The 18653-nt window shown below is 71.6% G+C and carries 17 protein-coding genes and 1 pseudogene; 10 read left to right on the top strand and 8 right to left on the bottom strand.

Annotated features, from left to right (window positions below; genetic code table 11):
* Positions 1-108 precede the first annotated feature (108 nt).
* The 5 genes from aroH (at position 109) to der (ending at position 4772) form a co-directional block, all read left to right on the top strand.
* Complete coding sequence (gene aroH / locus ABZT06_RS25685; protein WP_355745255.1) at positions 109-471, top strand: chorismate mutase; 363 nt, start codon at positions 109-111, stop codon at positions 469-471.
* A complete protein-coding gene (locus tag ABZT06_RS25680; protein ID WP_355745252.1) occupies positions 468-1553 on the top strand; it encodes a prephenate dehydrogenase in 1086 nt (361 codons plus the stop codon). The genes aroH and ABZT06_RS25680 overlap by 4 nt, the downstream gene beginning before the upstream one ends.
* A gap of 143 nt (positions 1554-1696) precedes the next feature.
* A complete protein-coding gene (gene cmk / locus ABZT06_RS25675; protein ID WP_355745249.1) occupies positions 1697-2383 on the top strand; it encodes a (d)CMP kinase in 687 nt (228 codons plus the stop codon).
* Positions 2341-3024, top strand: a complete 684-nt coding sequence (locus ABZT06_RS25670; protein ID WP_355745246.1) for a lysophospholipid acyltransferase family protein — start codon at positions 2341-2343, stop codon at positions 3022-3024. Before cmk ends, ABZT06_RS25670 begins: the two co-directional genes overlap by 43 nt.
* A gap of 266 nt (positions 3025-3290) precedes the next feature.
* Positions 3291-4772 carry a ribosome biogenesis GTPase Der gene (der, locus tag ABZT06_RS25665; RefSeq protein ID WP_355745243.1) on the top strand — a complete coding sequence of 494 codons (1482 nt, stop codon included), beginning with the start codon at positions 3291-3293 and terminating at the stop codon, positions 4770-4772.
* A 49-nt stretch (positions 4773-4821) separates the two neighbouring features.
* Here der and ABZT06_RS25660 read toward each other — a convergent pair whose 3' ends face one another.
* Together ABZT06_RS25660 and ABZT06_RS25655 are read right to left on the bottom strand one after the other, a co-directional pair.
* Positions 4822-5145, bottom strand: a complete 324-nt coding sequence (locus tag ABZT06_RS25660) for a hypothetical protein (protein ID WP_355745240.1) — start codon at positions 5143-5145, stop codon at positions 4822-4824.
* Positions 5146-5206: 61 nt separating this feature from the next.
* Positions 5207-5989 (bottom strand): hypothetical protein, encoded by a 783-nt coding sequence (locus ABZT06_RS25655; protein WP_355745237.1) that lies wholly within the window; start codon positions 5987-5989, stop codon positions 5207-5209.
* A gap of 505 nt (positions 5990-6494) precedes the next feature.
* Between ABZT06_RS25655 and ABZT06_RS25650 the strand changes: the two genes are divergently transcribed.
* The gene (locus ABZT06_RS25650; RefSeq protein ID WP_355745234.1) at positions 6495-7136 is read left to right on the top strand and encodes a transglycosylase family protein; all 642 of its coding nucleotides are present in this window, start codon (positions 6495-6497) and stop codon (positions 7134-7136) included.
* An 84-nt stretch (positions 7137-7220) separates the two neighbouring features.
* On the opposite strand, the gene ABZT06_RS25645 is transcribed toward ABZT06_RS25650, so the two are convergent.
* From ABZT06_RS25645 to ABZT06_RS25635, 3 genes are read right to left on the bottom strand one after another with little or no spacing between them, the layout of a single operon-like run.
* Positions 7221-7880: an ATP-binding cassette domain-containing protein gene (locus ABZT06_RS25645; protein ID WP_355745231.1), complete on the bottom strand. Its 660-nt coding sequence runs from the start codon at positions 7878-7880 to the stop codon at positions 7221-7223.
* Positions 7877-10540 (bottom strand): branched-chain amino acid ABC transporter permease/ATP-binding protein, encoded by a 2664-nt coding sequence (locus ABZT06_RS25640; protein ID WP_355745228.1) that lies wholly within the window; start codon positions 10538-10540, stop codon positions 7877-7879. The genes ABZT06_RS25645 and ABZT06_RS25640 overlap by 4 nt, the downstream gene beginning before the upstream one ends.
* Positions 10540-11016: a hypothetical protein gene (locus ABZT06_RS25635; protein WP_355745225.1), complete on the bottom strand. Its 477-nt coding sequence runs from the start codon at positions 11014-11016 to the stop codon at positions 10540-10542. Before ABZT06_RS25635 ends, ABZT06_RS25640 begins: the two co-directional genes overlap by 1 nt.
* A gap of 123 nt (positions 11017-11139) precedes the next feature.
* Here ABZT06_RS25635 and ABZT06_RS25630 point away from each other — a divergent pair, with 123 nt between their 5' ends.
* Positions 11140-11688: a hypothetical protein gene (locus ABZT06_RS25630; RefSeq protein ID WP_355745222.1), complete on the top strand. Its 549-nt coding sequence runs from the start codon at positions 11140-11142 to the stop codon at positions 11686-11688.
* Entirely contained in the window at positions 11657-12949 is a 1293-nt protein-coding gene (locus ABZT06_RS25625; protein WP_355745219.1) for an ABC transporter substrate-binding protein, read from the top strand. Before ABZT06_RS25630 ends, ABZT06_RS25625 begins: the two co-directional genes overlap by 32 nt.
* Positions 12950-12960: 11 nt before the next feature.
* Here the strand turns inward: ABZT06_RS25625 and ABZT06_RS25620 are convergent, their stop codons facing one another.
* A complete protein-coding gene (locus ABZT06_RS25620) occupies positions 12961-14115 on the bottom strand; it encodes an epoxide hydrolase family protein (RefSeq protein ID WP_355745216.1) in 1155 nt (384 codons plus the stop codon).
* A 62-nt stretch (positions 14116-14177) separates the two neighbouring features.
* Here ABZT06_RS25620 and ABZT06_RS25615 point away from each other — a divergent pair, with 62 nt between their 5' ends.
* Positions 14178-15266 (top strand): YafY family protein, encoded by a 1089-nt coding sequence (locus tag ABZT06_RS25615; RefSeq protein ID WP_355745213.1) that lies wholly within the window; start codon positions 14178-14180, stop codon positions 15264-15266.
* Here the strand turns inward: ABZT06_RS25615 and ctaD are convergent.
* Positions 15163-16836, bottom strand: a pseudogene (gene ctaD / locus ABZT06_RS25610) (cytochrome c oxidase subunit I); the annotation flags it as partial. The gene ABZT06_RS25615 and the pseudogene ctaD sit on opposite strands and share 104 nt — an antisense overlap.
* A 366-nt stretch (positions 16837-17202) precedes the next feature.
* Between ctaD and ABZT06_RS25605 the strand changes: the two are divergent.
* Positions 17203-17418, top strand: coding sequence for an I78 family peptidase inhibitor (locus tag ABZT06_RS25605; RefSeq protein ID WP_037715597.1), 216 nt, complete (start codon positions 17203-17205; stop codon positions 17416-17418).
* A 97-nt stretch (positions 17419-17515) separates the two neighbouring features.
* Here ABZT06_RS25605 and ABZT06_RS25600 read toward each other — a convergent pair whose 3' ends face one another.
* Entirely contained in the window at positions 17516-18547 is a 1032-nt protein-coding gene (locus ABZT06_RS25600) for a phosphatase PAP2 family protein (protein WP_355745209.1), read from the bottom strand.
* Positions 18548-18653: the final 106 nt, after the last annotated feature.

Raw genomic sequence — 18653 nt, 5'->3', positions numbered from 1 at the left:
CGGTCCGGGAAGCCATCTCAGGGGGCGGGCGCCACCCACCCGCCCCGCACGGGCTGACTAGGCTGGTCGTACGAAGAGCCGGGTTGTACATCAGCAAGGAGCAATGCCGTGGCGGTACGAGCGGTCCGGGGCGCCGTCCAACTGGAACAGGACGAGGCCGGCCACATGGACGAGCAGGTCGGGGCGCTGCTCACCGCCATCATGGAGCGGAACGAGCTGACCGCGGACGACCTGATCAGCATCTGGTTCACGGCCACGCCCGACCTGCACAGCGACTTCCCGGCGGCCGCGGCCCGCAAGCTCGGCATCGTCGACGTACCGCTGATCTGCGCGCAGGAACTCGACATCGAGGGCGCCATGCCCCGCGTCGTCCGGGTCCTCGCGCACATCGAGTCCGACCGGCCCCGCGCCGACATCGTGCATGTCTACCTCGGTGCCGCGGCCGCCCTGCGCAAGGACATCGCCCAGTGAGGACCGCGCTCGTCATCGGGACCGGGCTGATCGGGACGTCGGCCGCGCTGGCACTGGCGGCGCGGGGAGTCACCGTCCACCTCGCCGACCACGACCCCGAGCAGGCCCGCACGGCTGCCGCCCTCGGCGCGGGTACGGACGAGGCGCCCGACAGGCCCGTGGACCTCGCGATCGTCGCCGCGCCGCCCGCGCACGTGGCCGGAGTGCTCGCCGACGCCATGCGACGGGGTGTCGCTCGCGGGTACATCGACGTGGCCAGCGTCAAGGGCGGGCCGCGGCGGGAGCTGGAGGGGCTGGGACTCGACCTCTCCTCGTACATCGGTACGCATCCGATGTCCGGCCGGGAGAAGTCCGGGCCGCTGGCCGCCTCCGGGGACCTCTTCGAGGGGCGGCCGTGGGTGCTGACCCCGACCCGGGACACCGACACCGAGGTGCTGAACCTCGCGCTGGAACTGGTCTCGCACTGCCGCGCGGTGCCGGTGGTCATGGACGCCGACGCCCACGACCGTGCTGTGGCGCTCGTCTCACACATGCCCCATCTGGTGTCCAGCATGGTCGCCGCGCGGCTCGAGCACGCCGAGGAGGCCGCCGTACGCCTGTGTGGGCAGGGGATCCGGGACGTGACCCGGATCGCCGCGTCCGACCCCGGGATGTGGATCGACATCCTCTCCGCGAACCCGGGGCCGGTGGCCGATCTGCTCACGGATGTCGCCGGGGATCTGGAGGAGACCGTGCGGGCCCTGCGGGCGCTCCAGTCCGCCGACGATTCCAAGCGGGGCGAGGGCGCGTCCGGCATCGAGGACATGCTGCGGCGGGGGAACGCCGGGCAGGTGCGGGTGCCCGGCAAGCACGGGTCCGCGCCCCGGGTGTACGAGGTCGTGGCCGTGCTCATCGACGACCAGCCCGGGCAGCTCGCCCGGATCTTCGCGGACGCGGGGCGGGCCGGGGTCAATATCGAGGACGTTCGGATCGAGCACGCGACGGGACAGCAGGCGGGTCTGGTGCAGCTCATGGTGGAGCCGTCGGCCGCGCCCGTGCTGGCGGCGTCGCTGCGGGAGCGGGGCTGGGCCATTCGGCAGTAGGGCCCGCCCCGGGGCCCTTGCCCGGCCCGGACCGGCGTCGGGACGACGGCGTCCGGACGGGTGACGCGCACCCAGTAACCTTGTGCGGGGCACAGTCGCGCCCCCACACCACCCGCCAGACCGCACCCGAAAGGTGTCCCCCCGTGGAAAACGGCGCCGCCCAGCCCGTGATTGTCGCCATCGACGGCCCCTCCGGCACGGGCAAGTCGAGCACCTCGAAGGCTGTCGCCGCGCAGCTGGGGCTGAGCTACCTGGACACCGGGGCCCAGTACCGGGCGATCACCTGGTGGATGGTGACCAACGGGATGGACATCGACGACCCGTCCGCGATCGCCGCCGTCGCGGGGAAGGCGGAGATCGTCTCCGGCACCGACCCGGAGAACCCGACGATCACGGTGGACGGGACGGATGTGGCCGGTCCGATCCGGAGCCAGGAGGTCACCTCCAAGGTCAGCGCCGTGAGCGCGGTGCCCGAGGTGCGGGCCCGGATCACCGAGCTCCAGCGGTCGATCGCGGCCTCCGCCGAGAAGGGGATAGTCGTCGAGGGCCGCGACATCGGTACGACCGTGCTGCCCGACGCCGACCTCAAGATCTTCCTCACCGCCTCGCCGGAGGCCCGCGCGGCCCGCCGCAGCGGTGAGCTGAAGAGTGCGGACGTCCAGGCCACCCGCGAGGCCCTGATCAAGCGGGACGCGGCCGACTCCAGCCGGAAGACCTCGCCGCTCGCCAAGGCGGACGACGCGGTCGAGGTGGACACCACCGAGCTCACCCTCGCGCAGGTCATCGAGTGCGTCGTCACCCTCGTCGAGGAGAAGCGGGCCGGGAAGTGAGCGTTCCGTCGGAGAAGGGCGCCGAGGTCGGGCGGCGGATCGGCGTCGGGCTGATGTACGGGCTGTGGAAGCCGCGGGTGCTCGGCGCCTGGCGGATGCCCGCGACCGGGCCCGCGATCCTCGCCGTCAACCACTCGCACAACATCGACGGCCCGATGGTCATGGGTGTGTCACCCCGGCCGACGCACTTCCTGATCAAGAAGGAGGCGTTCATCGGGCCGCTGGATCCCTTCCTGATCGCGATCGGGCAGGTCAAGGTGGACCGCTCGGGCGCCGACCGGGGGGCGATCACCCAGGCGCTCGACGTCCTCAAGTCCGGAGGGGTCCTCGGTATCTTCCCCGAGGGCACCCGGGGCGAGGGCGACTTCGCCTCCCTGCGCGCCGGCCTCGCCTACTTCGCGGTCCGCAGCGGTGCGCCGGTCGTGCCGGTCGCGGTTCTGGGAAGCTCGGAGAAGCCGGGACGGTTGATAAAGGGGCTGCCTCCGCTGCGCAGCCGCGTCGACGTCGTCTTCGGCGACCCCTTCGAGGCAGGCGACGGCAGCGGACGGCGCACCCGCACGGCGCTCGACGAGGCGACCGAGCGCATCCAGAAGCAACTGAGCAGTCACCTGCAAAACGCCAGGCGCCTCACCGGGCGCTAGGGCCTGTCCGGCGGATCAGGGCGGCTGCGAGGTACGGTACTTCGGCAGCCCACGTGAGCGGGGTCTGGTGCGTGCAGCTGCAAGGCGGAGGAGGGAGTCGACGCGGAGCGTCGGCGACCGACGACAACGCGGCAGATGTGCGTGCCAGGGCCCGCGACGCCGGCATGATCCGCCGGGCGGGTCCTGGGCGACACTGAGTAGTGGATCAACCCGGCGAAAGGGCCGGGTGGTCCACCGATCACCACGATGAACGAGGTACGGACTTCATGAACGACCACATCCACTCCGAGGGCTCGGGCGAGGAGCACGACCACGGGGCGCTTGGCGATGCCGAGTACGCGGAGTTCATGGAGCTCGCCGCGGAAGAGGGCTTCGACGTCGAGGACGTCGAGGGTGCCATCGAGGCGGCCGGTCACGGTCCGCTGCCCGTGCTCGCCGTCGTCGGGCGCCCGAATGTCGGCAAGTCGACTCTGGTGAACCGCATCATCGGGCGCCGCGAGGCCGTCGTGGAGGACAAGCCCGGCGTCACCCGCGACCGCGTCACCTACGAGGCCGAGTGGGCGGGGCGCCGCTTCAAGGTCGTCGACACCGGCGGCTGGGAGCAGGACGTCCTCGGCATCGACGCCTCCGTGGCCGCGCAGGCCGAGTACGCGATCGAGGCCGCCGACGCCGTCGTGTTCGTCGTGGACGCCAAGGTGGGCGCCACCGACACCGACGAGGCGGTCGTACGACTGCTGCGCAAGGCCGGCAAGCCCGTGGTGCTGGCCGCCAACAAGGTCGACGGCCTGAGCGGCGAGTCCGACGCGGCGTACCTGTGGTCCCTGGGCCTCGGCGAGCCGCACCCCGTCTCCGCGCTGCACGGCCGGGGCACCGGCGACATGCTGGACGCCGTCCTGGAGGCGCTGCCGGAGGCGCCCGAGCAGACCTTCGGCGGCACCGGGATCGGCGGCCCGCGACGCATCGCGCTGATCGGCCGCCCGAACGTCGGCAAGTCCTCGCTGCTGAACAAGGTGGCCGGTGAGGAGCGCGTCGTCGTCAACGAGATGGCCGGCACCACCCGCGACCCGGTCGACGAGCTGATCGAACTCGGCGGCATCACCTGGAAGTTCGTCGACACCGCCGGCATCCGCAAGCGGGTCCACCTCCAGCAGGGCGCCGACTACTACGCCTCGCTGCGCACCGCCGCCGCCGTCGAGAAGGCCGAGGTGGCGGTCATCCTGATCGACGGCTCCGAGTCCATCTCGGTCCAGGACCAGCGGATCGTCACCATGGCCGTCGACGCGGGCCGTGCGATCGTCCTCGCCTACAACAAGTGGGACACCCTCGACGAGGAGCGCCGCTACTACCTGGAGCGGGAGATCGAGACCGAGCTCGGCCAGGTCGCCTGGGCGCCCCGGGTCAACGTCTCCGCGCGCACCGGCCGGCACATGGAGAAGCTGGTTCCCGCTATCGAGGCGGCGCTGGCGGGCTGGGAGACGCGGGTCCCGACGGGCCGCCTGAACGCCTTCCTCGGCGAGCTGGTCGCCGCCCACCCGCACCCGATCCGGGGCGGCAAGCAGCCGCGCATCCTCTTCGGCACCCAGGCCGGCACCAAGCCGCCGCGGTTCGTGCTCTTCGCCTCCGGGTTCATCGAGGCGGGCTACCGGCGCTTCATCGAGCGCCGGCTGCGCGAGGAGTTCGGCTTCGAGGGCACCCCGATCCACATCTCGGTGCGGGTGCGCGAGAAGCGCGGCGCGAAGAAGAAGTGACGCAGACATGAGGAAGGGCGGCCCCACCGGGGCCGCCCTTCCTCATGTCTCAGTTCCCTCTGCGGGGACCGGGTGGCAGCGCCGCCGGGACGTGGTGCATCCCGCTGTGCTGCTGTCCGATGTGTCCCACCAGCTGCCACTGCGACTGCTGGCGGGCGCTGAACGCCCCCGCGCTGTAGGCGCTGTACGAGCTGCTGAACGAGCCCGAGGCGTGCGGGATGTTCCCGAACGCGGTGAAGCCCAGCTCCTCCTCGCCGCTGCGGTCACCCGGCAGCGAACGGAAGGTCTTGACGTACTCGGAGTAGAGCGCGTCGTAGATCGGCGTGGCCGATGGTTCGCCGGGAAACCGGCGCGGAGCGTCGTATGGGTGCACGTATGTCCAAACGACACCGGGACCTCGGGGATGCGGTTCGGCGTGATCCTTCAGCCGTTCCTCACGTGCCCGCGAGCGGCATCGCGGCCGCGACCAATTTGCCGTTCGCCGCCGCCTTGTCGAGCGCGTCCCGCAGCAGGTCCTCGCGAGGCTGCCGTCCGATGGACCCCACCGGCGCGGCGAACATCAGCACCTGCTGGTGCTTGTTGACGGCGGCCCGCCAGCTGTCCGTCACCTGGAGCGGCTGGTGCGCCTGCCACCAGGCCACCGGCTGACCGCCGTTCGGCGACGGCTGGAGCACGGCGTGCAGCTGTCCCACCGCGAGCAGCACCGACCATCCGTGCAGCACGGACGGCACGGACTCGATCGCCGTCAGCGGCATGAACCCCTGCTCGATCAGCAGCGGCAGGAAGTCGTCGCCGCGTCCCGTCGCGCCCGGCCGTGCGATGGGCCCCGTCGGTTCCACGACCAGCGCCGGGTGCAACTCCCCGGCGATCAGAATGAGTCCGCTGGTCACCCCGAGCACCGCCTGCTCGGGTACGACCTTGTCCGGGTCCAGGTCGACGGAGTCGCCGGTGATGGACTTCACCGCGCCCTGGAGCTGTTCCTCGGTGACCTGGACGACCTGGGAGGGCAGGCAGGTGGCGTGGGCGAAGGCCAGGACGGCGGTCTCGTCGCCGATGAACAGGACGGTGCTGGTGCGCTCCTGTTCGGAGTCGCCCTGGGTGCGGCAGGACGTGCAGTCGTAGCTGCCGGGGGCGTTGTCTCCGGCGAGCAGCCGGTCGGCTTCTTCGTCGCCGATCTCAGCGCGTACCTCGTCGCTGACGTCGAGCATGCGCGGCACGGGTGGCTCCCTCAGGATGTGGTGCCCGGGTGGGTCCCGGGCTCATGAAGAAGACAACGGGTGATCTGTGGCGGGAGTCACGCCCCAGGGCGAACGGAATCGAACCAACCACCGCGCAGGGTCACCACGGGTACGGAGTCGGGCACTCAGGGTCAAGTGGACGGATGTCAAAGGGGGTTGGTTGCGTGAAGTGGGTCACAGGTCGACAGGGGTGCTGGTCGACAAATCAGGAAATCGGCGAATGAAGTGGGTGACTGGAATTCGCCGATACCCTCGGTAACGGCGGACTGGCCTGGAATGACAAGGAGTTGGTTGCTGACACCTCCACAGGCTCTCTACATTCCTCCGCCGTGTGCAGCGAGCACCGCTCGGGAACGTCCGCCGACGTACGAAGCCAGCACATCGCACCACCTACCGGCGGGCGGGGCGGAGCGCGACCACCCGGCCCCTGTGCCGGGAGTGCGTTCCGCCTTGGGGGAGCCCGAGTTGTTCGAGAGGGAATCACATGTCCGAATGTGCCGATACCACCCGCGACAACTCTCGTAGGACCCGAACCACCACGGCCCTCGCCGGGGCCGTCCTGCTCGCCCCGCTCGGGCTGCTGGCCGCGGCCGGCAACTCGGTGGCGGCGGACGGCGGGGTGTGGGACCGCATCGCCCAGTGCGAGAGTGGCGGGAACTGGCACATCAACACCGGAAACGGCTACTACGGAGGACTCCAGTTCTCCGCCGGCACGTGGCGCGCGTACGGCGGTACGGCCTACGCGCCCACCGCCGACCAGGCCACCGAGTCCCAGCAGATCGCCGTCGCCACCAAGGTCCAGAGCGCCCAGGGTTGGGGCGCCTGGCCGACCTGCTCGGCACGCGCCGGGGCGTACGGCAGCGCGCCGGCGGCCTCCTCCGGCTCGGCGGGGACCTCGACCGGGACCAAGGCCGCTCCGTCCAAGCCGGCGAAGACGCCGGCCCGTTCGGAGAACCACATCGACCGCAGCGCCTCCCGCGGCGACTACACCGTCCGCCCGGGCGACACACTGAGCAAGGTCGCCGCCCGGCACGGGACCACGTGGCAGAAGCTCTACGCCGCCAACGAGGCCGTCATCGGCGCTGATCCCGACCTGATCGTGCCCGGGCAGCGCCTCGAAATCTGAGAGCTCCCCCCTGCCACGGGCACGGGGCCCCGTCCGGTCTCCCGACCGGTCGGGGCCCTCGTCGTGCGGGCGCATACGGAGCGGTCAGGCCCGTCCCGGCCGCAGCTCCGCCGCCTCTCCGCTGAACCCGACCGCGCCGCGCCGCAGTTCGTACACGATCGCCGTCCGGCCGTGCAGCGTGGGCGGCAGCCGTTGCTCGGCCACGACCACGCACGCGTCCAGTGCGGCGAGGAGTTCGTACGTGCGGGCCGCGACCGCGGGGGACATGCCTTGCGCGGGTTCGTCGACGAGGACCACACGCGCGCGTGCCAGCAGGGCACGGGAGAGGGCGAGCATGCGCTGCTCGCCGCCGGAGAGGGTCCCGGCGCGGCGGGGAAGCAGGGCGGCCAGCTGCGGGTAGGCGTCCAGGGCCAGGTCGTGGGCGGGGGCGGCGAGTTCGAGGTTCTCGCGGACGGTGAGGGAACCGAACACCGCCCGGCGCTCGGGGACCAGACACAGACCGCGCCGGGCCCGCTCGTACGCCGGCACGCGGGTCACGTCGGCGCCGTCCCACACCACGCTGCCGTCGGTGAGCGGCACCGTTCCGGCCAGGGCGCGCAACGCCGTCGTACGGCCGGAGCCGTTGCGGCCCAGCAGGACGGTGAGGCCGGGGCCGGGCGCGGTGAGGGTGATGCCGTGCAGGGCTTCCAGGGGACCGTAGCGCACGCGCGCGTGCCGTAGGGAGATGGCGGTGAGGGCTGTCATAAGGCGGTCTCCCGGGCGTCGAGTGCGTCCAGCACGTGGGCCGGGGGGCCGGAGGCGATGACACGGCCCGCGGTCATGACGTGCACGACGTCCGCGAGGTCGGCGACCAGGTCGAGGTCGTGCTCGACCACGAGGAGGGCGGTGCCGTCCGCCGCGAGGGCCCTGAGGACGCGGGCCAGGGCGGTCACCTCGGCCGTGTCCAGGCCGGCGGCGGGTTCGTCCAGGAGCAGGACGCCAGGGCTGCCGGCGAGGGCTCTGGCGAGTTCCACGCGTCGGAGGGTGCCGGTGGGGAGCCCGGCGGCGGGGGAGTCCTGCACGGGGTCGTCGAGGCCGAGCAGTCTCAGGGCGCGGGCCGTGGCGGCCGGATCGGCGATGTGGCCCTGTTCCGCGCCTACTCGGACGTTCTCGGCAACGGTCAGGGTCGGGAAGACGGCGAGTTCCTGGAAGGTGCGGGCGATGCCGAGGCGGGTGCGGGCGTGGGGGGACAGGTGCGTGATGTCGCGGTCGCCGTAGCGGACTTGGCCTTGGGTGGGGCGGAGCGTTCCCGCAAGGCAGTGGAACAGGGTGGACTTTCCGGCGCCGTTGGGGCCGATGATCGCGGTGATTCTGCCGGGTGGGACGGTGAGGTCGACTCCGGCGAGGGCGGTGAAGCCGTCGTAGCGGGCGTGGAGGTCGTGGGCGGTGAGGACTGCCCGGTCCTCGGCCGGGTCCGCGTTTCCCCCCGCACCACCCGTGCCGCGTTCATGGCCGGGCGCGGGTGGCCCCTGTGGGGGCGGAGCGCCGTCGGGGGGTGCGGGTACCCGGCGGGACGCATGCAGGCGTTGCTTCACCTCGGCTCCCAGCGGGGTCAGGACTGCCGGCCTGCTCGGCCTCAGCCGCCCCGCCACCGCCCGCACCGCCTCGTACGGCCCCCCGGGAAAGCGGCCCACCAGCACCGCCAGCACTCCGATCAGCGCCGCCGCCACCCCGCCCCGCGCCCCCGCGTCGAGGCCGACCAGCAGAGCTGCCGCTCCCAGGGCGCCCAGGGCGCTGTCGGCGCCCAGGACGACCACCGCGGCGAACCAGAGGAGGCCGCGGACGGGGTCGTAGGCGGTGGGGTCGAAGGCGCGCAGGCCCATGCCGAGCATCCCGCCGCCCAGGGCGGCCAGGGCGGCGCCCGCGACGAAGGCGAGGAGTTTCAGGGCGGGGACCCGGACGCCTGCCGCCGAGGCTCCGGACTCGTGGTCGCGCAGCGCGGCCAGGGCCCGGCCCGTGCGGCCTCGGCGCAGCGCGTGGGTCGCCAGGAGGGCGAGCGCGAGCAGGCCCAGCTCCAGGACGTAGTACGCGCGGTCGCCGTCGAAGCCCTCGGGACGCTCCAGGGACAGACCGGACGTGGCGTACGGCTGGGCGAAGACGAAACGGCTCACGCCCACGCCGACCGCGAACGTGGCGAGGGCCAGCGCCAGGCCCCGGCGGGTGATCGCCGGCCAGCCGGTGAGGAGGCCCAGGGGGGCCACCAGGACCACCGCGAGCGTCAGCGCGGCCAGCTCCGGCAGGCGCGGGAGGCCGGGGAAGCGGCCCGCCGCCAGCAGGGCCGTGAACAGGGCGCCCAGGCCCGCGTAGGCCGCTTGTCCGAGGGAGATCTGGCCGCTCCTGCCCGTCACGACCACGAGGGAGAGCAGGACCACGCCCAGTGCCGGGACCTGGACCGACGTGTGCAGGTCCGAGCCCGCGAAGCCGAGCGGGAGCAGGAACAGCACCACCGCGACGATCCACGCGCCCTGAGGCGTGGGCACGCGCGCGGTGGCCGTGCGCGGGAGCGCGTCCCGGGTGCCGACGCGGGGCAACGCCAGGGCCGCGACGAGGAGGGCCACGACGAACAGGTTCGCCCCCACCGCCTGGAGCAGCGCCTCGCCCCGGCCCGATGGGTGCAGTCTCGTCAGCTGGCTCTGGGCCACCCCGATCGTCAGCGCTGTCAGCACCGCCACCGGAAGGCTCCGCATCCGAGCGGCAACCGCCACCGCCACCACCTCCATGACGAGCAGCGGCAGCCCGTACGGGTCCAGGCGGACGTAAGGGGCCAGCAGGACGCCCGTCAGGCCCGCGGTGAACGCGCCGAACGCCCAGCCGGCCGCTGCCACCCGGTCGGCGTCGATCCCGCCGAGCACGGCCAGCCCGCGGTCGTCCACGACGGCCCGCAGCTCCCGTCCGAAGCGTGTCCAGCGGATCACCGCGCCCACGCCGGCCGCCAGGAGCAGGACGACCGTCAGCTGCCCCCACGGGTCCGCCGGCACGAGCTCGGGGGCGTCGTCCCGGGCGCCCTGTCCCCACAGCAGCGCGGCCCCGCCCACCAGCAGCACGAAGACGCCGATGGAGGCCACCAGGGTCTGGGCCGGATCGCCGCCCAGGACGGACAGGGGCCGGAAGACGAAACGCTCCAGCACCACACCCAGGGCCGGTGCCAGGACCAGCAGGGTCACCACCGCCCCGGCCCACAGCGGCCAGCCCCACTCCACCACGCACTGCCGGAGCACGTACGCACACACCATCGCGATCGCCCCGTGCGCGAAGTTCAGCACGCCGGTCGCGCGGTACGTCACGATCAGGCCGATTCCGGTGAGCGCGGCCGCGCTGCCCACCGAGAGACCCGCGAGGGTCAGGTCGTAGGTCAGCGACGACATCAGTCGGTTTCCTCGACGGGCTCGCAGATCGGGCAGGGGCCCAGCTCGCCGCCGGCCAGGAGCTTGGCGTCCACCGGGACCGACTCCACCTTCCCGGCGACCAGCGGGCAGTCCGCGCGATGCCAGAGCGTGCCGCCGGGCACCATCAGCAGGTCCCCGCTGACGGCCAGGGGCGCGCCGGCCGCCGTGCCGGACTCCTCGGCCTCGACGGGCTCCGGGGCGACCAGGAGGCCGTACAGCTCCTCCACACGTGCGGCGGCCAGCGCGCCCCGGCCGTGGGTGAGGAGCACCGACCCGGCGACGATCAGCGCGGCGCCGGGCACCGTGCACGAGGCGAGGTAGGGCAGCTGCCGCTCGGCATACCGCTCGCCCGAGACGCCGTACCAGCCGAGGACGCACAGCACCGCGCCCGCGGCGAGCGCGGCCCAGCCGGCCCACAGGACGGGGTGCACGGTCCGCAGTCGGGCTGTCCGCATCTCTGGCTCCCACATGTCGTGTGCCTGTCCATGTAAGCCAATCGCTTGCACTATGCCTTCTGGAAGCTGACCCTGAAAGCACCGGGCGCTCGTGGCCCGGACCGACACCCGGTGGTGAGCCAGATGGTTCTCGGGAGCGACCGCACGTGGGGGAACGGCAGCCGAGGGCTGGTAGCGGTGGGGTTCGCCCTCACCGTGGCCCTCACGGCGTGCAGCGACGACAGCGGCGGCGGCAGCGAGAGCCCGCCGCCGACGCCTTCGGTGGAGCGGACCACACCTTCCGCGGCACCCTCGCCGAGCGGTCCCGCCGACGCGGCGGCCGCACAGCGGGAGATCAAGGCGAACTGGGAGAAGTTCTTCGACCCGAAGACCTCCACCAAGGACAAACAGGCCGTCCTGGAGAACGGCGACGAGATGGGGCCGGTGCTCCAGGCCTTCAGCGGCGACCAGCGTGGCGGACAGGTGCAGGCGAAGGTGACCAAGGTCGGGTTCACCAAGCCGACCGCGGCCGACGTGACGTACACCCTGATGCTGAACGGCGCCACCGCCCTGCCGGACGCCTCCGGAACGGCGGTCGAGCAGGACGGCACCTGGAAGGTGTCGGTCAACACGCTGTGCGCGCTGGTCCAGTTGAGCGGCAATGCCACGGCGTCGGCGCTTCCGGGCTGCTGAGGCCGCCCTCGCGGTCCTGCTGCTCACGGTGGGCACGGCGTGCGGCAGCAGGCTCCCGGAGAGCGACTTCGAACACCGGGAGCGGGCCACCCCCGCCCGGGACAGCACCCCGATCCGCGTCGGAATCGTCACCAGCGCCACCAGCCCGGTCGGCGGCAGTGCCTTCACCGGCCCGCGGGACGGGGCCAAGGCGTACTTCGAGCGGCTCAACGCGCGCGGGGGCGTCGGCGGCCGCCGGGTCGAGGTGCGCGAGTGCGACGACGGCGGCAGCGGGGTCGGCGACAACGCCTGTGTGCACCGGCTGATCGACGAGGACAAAGTCGTCGCCCTGGTCGCGACGACCGCCCTCGACTACGCGGGCGCCTCCCGGGTCTCCCACGCGCGCGTGCCCGACATCGGCGGCCAGCCCATCGGCGCCGCCTACGACACCTGGCCGCACCTCTACGGCATCTACGGCAGCCTCGCACCCCGCAACGGCACGACCGGCTGGGGCGGCAAGCAGTACGGCGGCACCGAGGTCTACCGCTACTTCAAGCGCGAGCACGGGGCCCGTACCGCGGCCGTCGTCTCCTACAACCAGGCCGCGTCCGCCGCCTACGCCCGGCTCGTCGAGCAGGGTCTGAAGGCCGAGGGCTACAAGGTCGTCACCGAACAGGTCGACTTCGCGCTGCCCAACTTCCGCGCCGTGGCGGCCGACCTGAAGGAACAGGGCGCCGACCTGGTCTTCGACGCCGTCGACAGCCACGGCAACGCCCGGTTGTGCGAGGCGATGGACGCGGCCGGCGTCGAGGTCACCGCCAAGGTCACCAACGTGCAGAACTGGACGTCCACCGTCCAGGACGACTACAAGGACGCCCCACGCTGCCGCAACGCCCTGTGGGCGACCGGATCCAGCCGGAATTTCGAGGACACCGGCAACGCGGCCGTACGGGAGTTCAGGGACGCCACGAAGGACCTCGAGACGCACTCGCAGTGGCAGCTGGAGGGCTGGGCGGCCGCGACGTGGTTCACGGACGCGGCGAAGTCCTGTGCGCCACGAGGCGTCACGCGCGCGTGCGTCGACGCCTTCATGAACCGCAGCCAGGACTACACCGCGCACGGTCTGCTCGTCCCGGTCCGCTTCGAGCGCCTGGCCGACCCGCCGAGGTCCCGCAGGACCTGCCTTTCGGTGGCTCGCTGGCAGGACGGCCACGGCTGGGTCTCCCAGGGCGACATGAACCGCACGTGCTTCGACGTCCCGCAACTGCCGTATCAGCAGTGAGCCCCCGTCCGTCACCGCAGTGAGGCGAAGAACTTCCTGACGTCACCGGCCAGGAGCTCGGGCACCTCCAGGGCCGCGAAGTGGCCGCCGCGGTCGAACTCCGTCCAGCGGACGAGGGTGTTGGCCTGTTCGGCCCAGCGGCGGATCGCCACGTCCTCGCCGAAGTTGGCCACCGCGGTCGGCACTCCTGAGGTCTGCCCCGGGAACCAGTCCGGCACATGGCTGTTCTCGTAGTACATGCGGGCCGCGGAACCGGCCGTGCCGGTCAGCCAGTACAGCATCACGTTCGTCAGGAGCGTGTCCCGGTCGATCGCGTCCTCCGGCAGCGCGGCCGAGGAGTGCGTCCACGCCTGGAACTTCTCCATGATCCAGGCGAGTTGGCCGACGGGCGAGTCGGTCAGGCCGTACGACAGGGTCTGCGGGCGAGTCGACTGCAGCGCGTTGTAGCCGAAGCCGTCCGTGGTGAACTCGGCGATGCTCGCGAGGCTCCGCAGCTCACGGTCGGTCAGTCCCTGCCGCGCCTCCTCGTCGACCGGGCCGAGCGGGATGAAGCCGACCGAGGCGGCGTTCACATGGACGCCGACCACGGACTCCGGCGCGACCCGGGCGAGTGCGGGGGAGATCAACGCACCCAGGTCGCCGCCCTGGGCGCCGTAGCGCTCGTAGCCGAGCCTGCCCATCAGCTCCGCCCACGCGCGGGCGACCCGGTTGACGTTCCAGCCCCTGTCGCGCGTCGGCCCGGAGAACCCGAAGCCCGGGATGGACGGGATCACCAGGTGGAAGTGCTCGCTCAGCGAGCCGATCACCCCGAGGAACTCGAGGACCGACCCCGGCCAGCCGTGCGTCAGGACCAGCGGGAGCGCGTCCGGGCGGGCGGAGCGGATGTGCAGGAAGTACACCTGGGCGCCGTCGATCTCGGTGACGTACTGCGGGAGCTCGTTGAGGGCGGCCTCGTGCTTGCGCCAGTCGTAGGCACCGCGCCAGTACGCGGCGAGGTCGCGGAGATACGGCAGGGAGGCGCCGTACTCCCAGCCGGCGTCCGGGAGTTCGTCCGGCCAGCGGGTGAGGTCCAGGCGGGTGTGCAGGTCGTCGAGCTGCGCCTGCGGGATGTCGATCCGGAAGGGACGGATCTCACGGGTTTTCGCGGTCGCGCTGTTGTCTGCCATGAGCCCAAGGTAGAAAGGCTTGCGGACAGCCACTGTCCGCGATGACTGGCAGACTCGGCAGCATGTTGGAGACCTCGGCACGACTCCTGCGTCTGCTCTCGCTGCTGCAGGCCCACCGCGAATGGTCCGGCGCCGACCTTGCCGACCGCCTCGGAGTCACCTCCCGCACCGTGCGCAGGGACGTGGACCGGCTGCGCGCGCTGGGCTACCCCGTCAACGCCAGCCCCGGCACCGGTGGTGGCTACCAACTGGGCGCGGGCGCCGAGCTGCCCCCGCTGCTCCTGGACGACGACGAGGCCGTCGCGGTCGCCGTCGGCCTGCGCACGGCCGCGGGGCAGGGCATCGAGGGCATCGGCGAGACCTCGGTACGGGCTCTGTCCAAACTGGAGCAGGTCCTGCCGAGCCGGCTGCGCCGCCGCGTGGGCGCCCTGAACGCCTTCACCGTCCCGATGCTGCGCGGTCCGCAACCGGACGCCGTCGACCCCGCCGTCCTCACCGAACTCGCCAACCTCTGCCGGGACGCCGAGCGCCTGCGCTTCGAGTACAGCGACCGCCCCCAGTCTCGAACAACCTCGACCGGGGGGACCCCCATCGGCGCCTCCAGCCGCCGTACCGTCGAACCGCACCGCCTGGTGTGCAGCGAGCGGCGCTGGTACCTGGTCGCCTGGGACCTCGACCGGGACGACTGGCGGACCTTCCGCGTCGACCGGATCACCCCGAAGCCGCCGCACGGCCCCCGCTTCGCTGCGCGCACCCCGCCCGCCGAGGATCTCGCCGCGTACGTCTCGCTAGGCGTCTCCACGCGCGCGTACGCCTCGCACGCGGTCGTGCGGCTGCTGGTGCCCAAGGAACGGGCCGCCGAGCGGATCTCACCGAGTGCGGGGGTGCTGGAGGCGGAGGGGCCCGACAGCTGCATCCTGCGCACCGGGGCGTCGAGCCTGGAGGTGATGGTGATCCACGTGATGATGACGGGATTCGACTTCGAGGTGCTGGAGCCGGCCGAACTGACCGAGGCGATCAGGACGGCTCACGACCGCCTCGCTCGCTCGCTTGCTCGCTCTTCGGCTCGGGCTGCGGAGCCAGCGCCGCGTACTCCGGATGGTGCAGGTCGAACGCCGGGGACTCGGAGCGGATCCGGGGCAGGGTCGTGAAGTTGTGTCGCGGCGGCGGGCAGGAGGTGGCCCACTCCAGGGAGCGGCCGAAGCCCCAAGGGTCGTCGGTGTCGACCGGCACGCCGTACTTGGCGGTCTTCCAGACGTTGTAGAGGAACGGCAGCGTCGAGGCGCCGAGCAGGAACGCACCGATCGTCGAGACGGTGTTCAGGGCCGTGAAGCCGTCCGCCGCGAGGTAGTCGGCGTACCGGCGCGGCATCCCTTCGGCACCCAGCCAGTGCTGGACGAGGAACGTGGTGTGGAAGCCGACGAACAGCGTCCAGAACTGGATCTTGCCGAGCCGCTCGTCGAGCATCTTCCCCGTGAACTTCGGCCACCAGAAGTACAGCCCGCCGAAGATCGCGAAGACCACCGTGCCGAACACGACGTAGTGGAAGTGCGCCACCACGAAGTACGAGTCCGAGACGTGGAAGTCCAGCGGCGGCGACGCCAGGATCACCCCGGTCAGGCCGCCGAACAGGAACGTCACAAGGAAGCCGCACGCCCACAGCATCGGCGTCTCGAAGGACAGCGAGCCCTTGATCATGGTGCCGATCCAGTTGAAGAACTTCACGCCCGTCGGGACGGCGATAAGGAACGTCATGAACGAGAAGAACGGCAGCAGCACCGCGCCGGTGACGAACATGTGGTGCGCCCACACCACGATCGACAGACCGGTGATCGCCATCGTCGCGCCGATCAGCGTCAGATAGCCGAAGAGCGGCTTGCGGCTGAAGACCGGCAGGATCTCCGTGATGATCCCGAAGAACGGCAGCGCGATGATGTACACCTCGGGATGCCCGAAGAACCAGAACAGGTGCTGCCACAGCAGCGCGCCGCCGTTGTCCGCCTCGAAGACCTGCGAGCCGAAGCGCCGGTCGGCCTCCAGGACCAGCAGCGCGGCCGCCAGCACCGGGAACGCCATCAGGATCAGGATCGACGTGAACAGCGTGTTCCAGGTGAAGATCGGCATCCGGAACATGGTCATGCCGGGCGCGCGCATCCCGATGATCGTGGTGATGAAGTTGACCGCGCCGAGGATGGTGCCGAAGCCGGCCAGCGCGAGGCCCATGATCCACAGGTCGGGGCCGACGCCGGGGGAGTGCGCATAGTTGTTCAGCGGCGCGTAGGCGAACCAGCCGAAGGCGGCCGGACCGGACGGCACGAGCAGCGAACCCAGCACGATCAGGCCGCCGAACAGGAAGAACCAGTACGACAGCATGTTCAGCCGCGGGAAGGCCACGTCCGGGGCGCCGATCTGCAGCGGCATCAGCTCGTTGGCGAAGCCCGCGAAGCTCGGGGTCGCGAACAGCAGCAGCATGATCGTGCCGTGCATCGTGAACAACTGGTTGTACTGCTGGTTGTCCATGATCTGCAGCCCCGGCCGGGCGAGCTCGGCCCGCATCAGCAGCGCCATGACCCCGCCGATCAGGAAGAACACGAACGACGTGATCAGATAGAGGTGACCGATCTTCTTGTGGTCGGTGGTGGTCAGCCAGTCGACGACCACCCGCCCGCGCCCTCTGGTCCGCACGGGTCGTGCCGTCGCGTGCACGGTCTGCGTCCCCATCGCTCGCCCCTTCGCTCGGCTCACGCCATGATGCTCGCGCCGTCGTGCGCGGCGACAGGGGGCGTAAGGGGGTTCTGTGCTGGAACCGTGTATTTCCTATGCGGTGTCAGCTTGCCTGGCCGTGTCCGGAATCAGTGGGCAAAGGAGCCCGGGCCAGTTCTCGGACAAGCCTTCTCACGGGTCGTTCGGAGAAGTCGTACGACACGCGGGAATTTCGTTCGAATACGCACGGAAGGGCTAGGGAAACGCCCATCCGTGTGACGGAGCGCGAGGGAAACGGGTGGTGGGACGCTGTGACAGAAGCGTGACAGGAGGCGGGCGGGATCCGGACTTCCGCGCCCGCCGGGCAGGGCCTAGCGTGGCGGTATGGCACCCATTCCGACACCGCCCGCCGAGCCCCAGGACAACCCGGACACCTACGTCGGCCTCGACTCCGCCTCCGCCGAGCGGACCGCGCGTGAGCGGGGCTGGTCGACGGTCCGGTCGCTGCCGCCGGGGGCGATCATCACGATGGAGTACCGCGCGGGCCGGCTGAACTTCGAGGTGAAGGACGGCCGTGTGGCGCGGGCCTGGAAGGGCTGAATCGCATGACGTGGGCCCCGGTTCCCTGACAGGAACCGGGGCCCACGTCATGCCCGGGGTGGTGGTGCGTACCGGCCCCGCCGGCTTCGGGTGAGGCTCAGCCGCCGGTCACCGGCCGGGTGGCCGGGGACGGCGTACCGCGCACGATGCGGTCCGGGTGCGGCGGGCGGCGGCTGCCGGTCGGGGTGACCGGGGTGCGCTCCGCGCGGGTGGTGTGCGGGCCCGGCGCCAGGTAGGCGGGTGACCTGGGGCCACGCGCCGGTGCGGTGGCCTCGCGGGCCGCCGTCTCGTTCTGCGGGGCCGTGAGCGGCTTGAGCCGGGCGGGCGCGGGCGCTGCGACGGGGGTGACCGGGGCGGGGGCCTTGGCGCCGCCGCGAGCCCGCCAGCGGTCGCGCAGGTCGAAGGCGTAGTCCTCGGTGCGGGCGATCAGCGGCTCGAACCAGGGCAGCGCGAGCAGGATCAGCAGGCCCGCGATCCAGCCCAGCACGACGTCGCTCAGCCAGTGCGTACCGAGGTAGACGGTGGCCATGCCCACGCCCAGCGAGGTCACCGCGGAGATCGCGGACAGCCAGCGGCGGGCTCTCGGGGTGGAGGCCAGATAGGCAAGGATTCCCCAGGTCACCACGGCGTTGGCGGTGTGGCCGCTGGGAAATATATCGCCGCCCAGGCCCATCTCGTTCGAGCCGATGACGGTCGCGTAGTGCGGTCCGAGTCTTCCCATGCCGTACTTCGCGGCGCCGACCGTGATGTTCAGCAGCAGCAGCGAGGCGCCCAGGGTCAGCAGCGGGCGCAGGGTGTGCTGGCGCCAGGAACGCCAGCCCAGCCAGGCCGCCACCATCACCGCGGTCGGGCCGCGCTGGCCCAGCACCACGTAGTAGTCGACGAACCAGTGGATGGACGCCCACTGCTGGTACGGCCGGAAGAACATGACCTGCCAGTCGAGGCGGACCAGCCACGAGGTGGTCACCACGAGCCACACGATCGCCAGGTAGAAGGCCAGGGCGGCGATCGCGAGGACGGTCCGGTGCCGGCTCGCCCGGGGCACGCTGAGGTGGGCCGGCCGCTCCGGCTCACGGTCCAGCCTGGCGAACACCCGGTCCAGACGGGTGGGGTTTCGTTCGGTACGCACCCAATCGACGTTACAGCGAGTGAGCTCTGTTCCCCGGCGAATCAGCGGCTTTGTGATGACGATGTGATGTGGGATTCCTCTCAGGCGGGGGGTTTATGTCGAGGAT

This window comes from Streptomyces sp. NPDC005483, assembly GCF_040606035.1.
Lineage (GTDB): Bacteria > Actinomycetota > Actinomycetes > Streptomycetales > Streptomycetaceae > Streptomyces.
The sequence above is the reverse complement of the archived record's forward strand: the minus strand, read 5'-3'. Positions and strand labels throughout refer to the sequence as shown.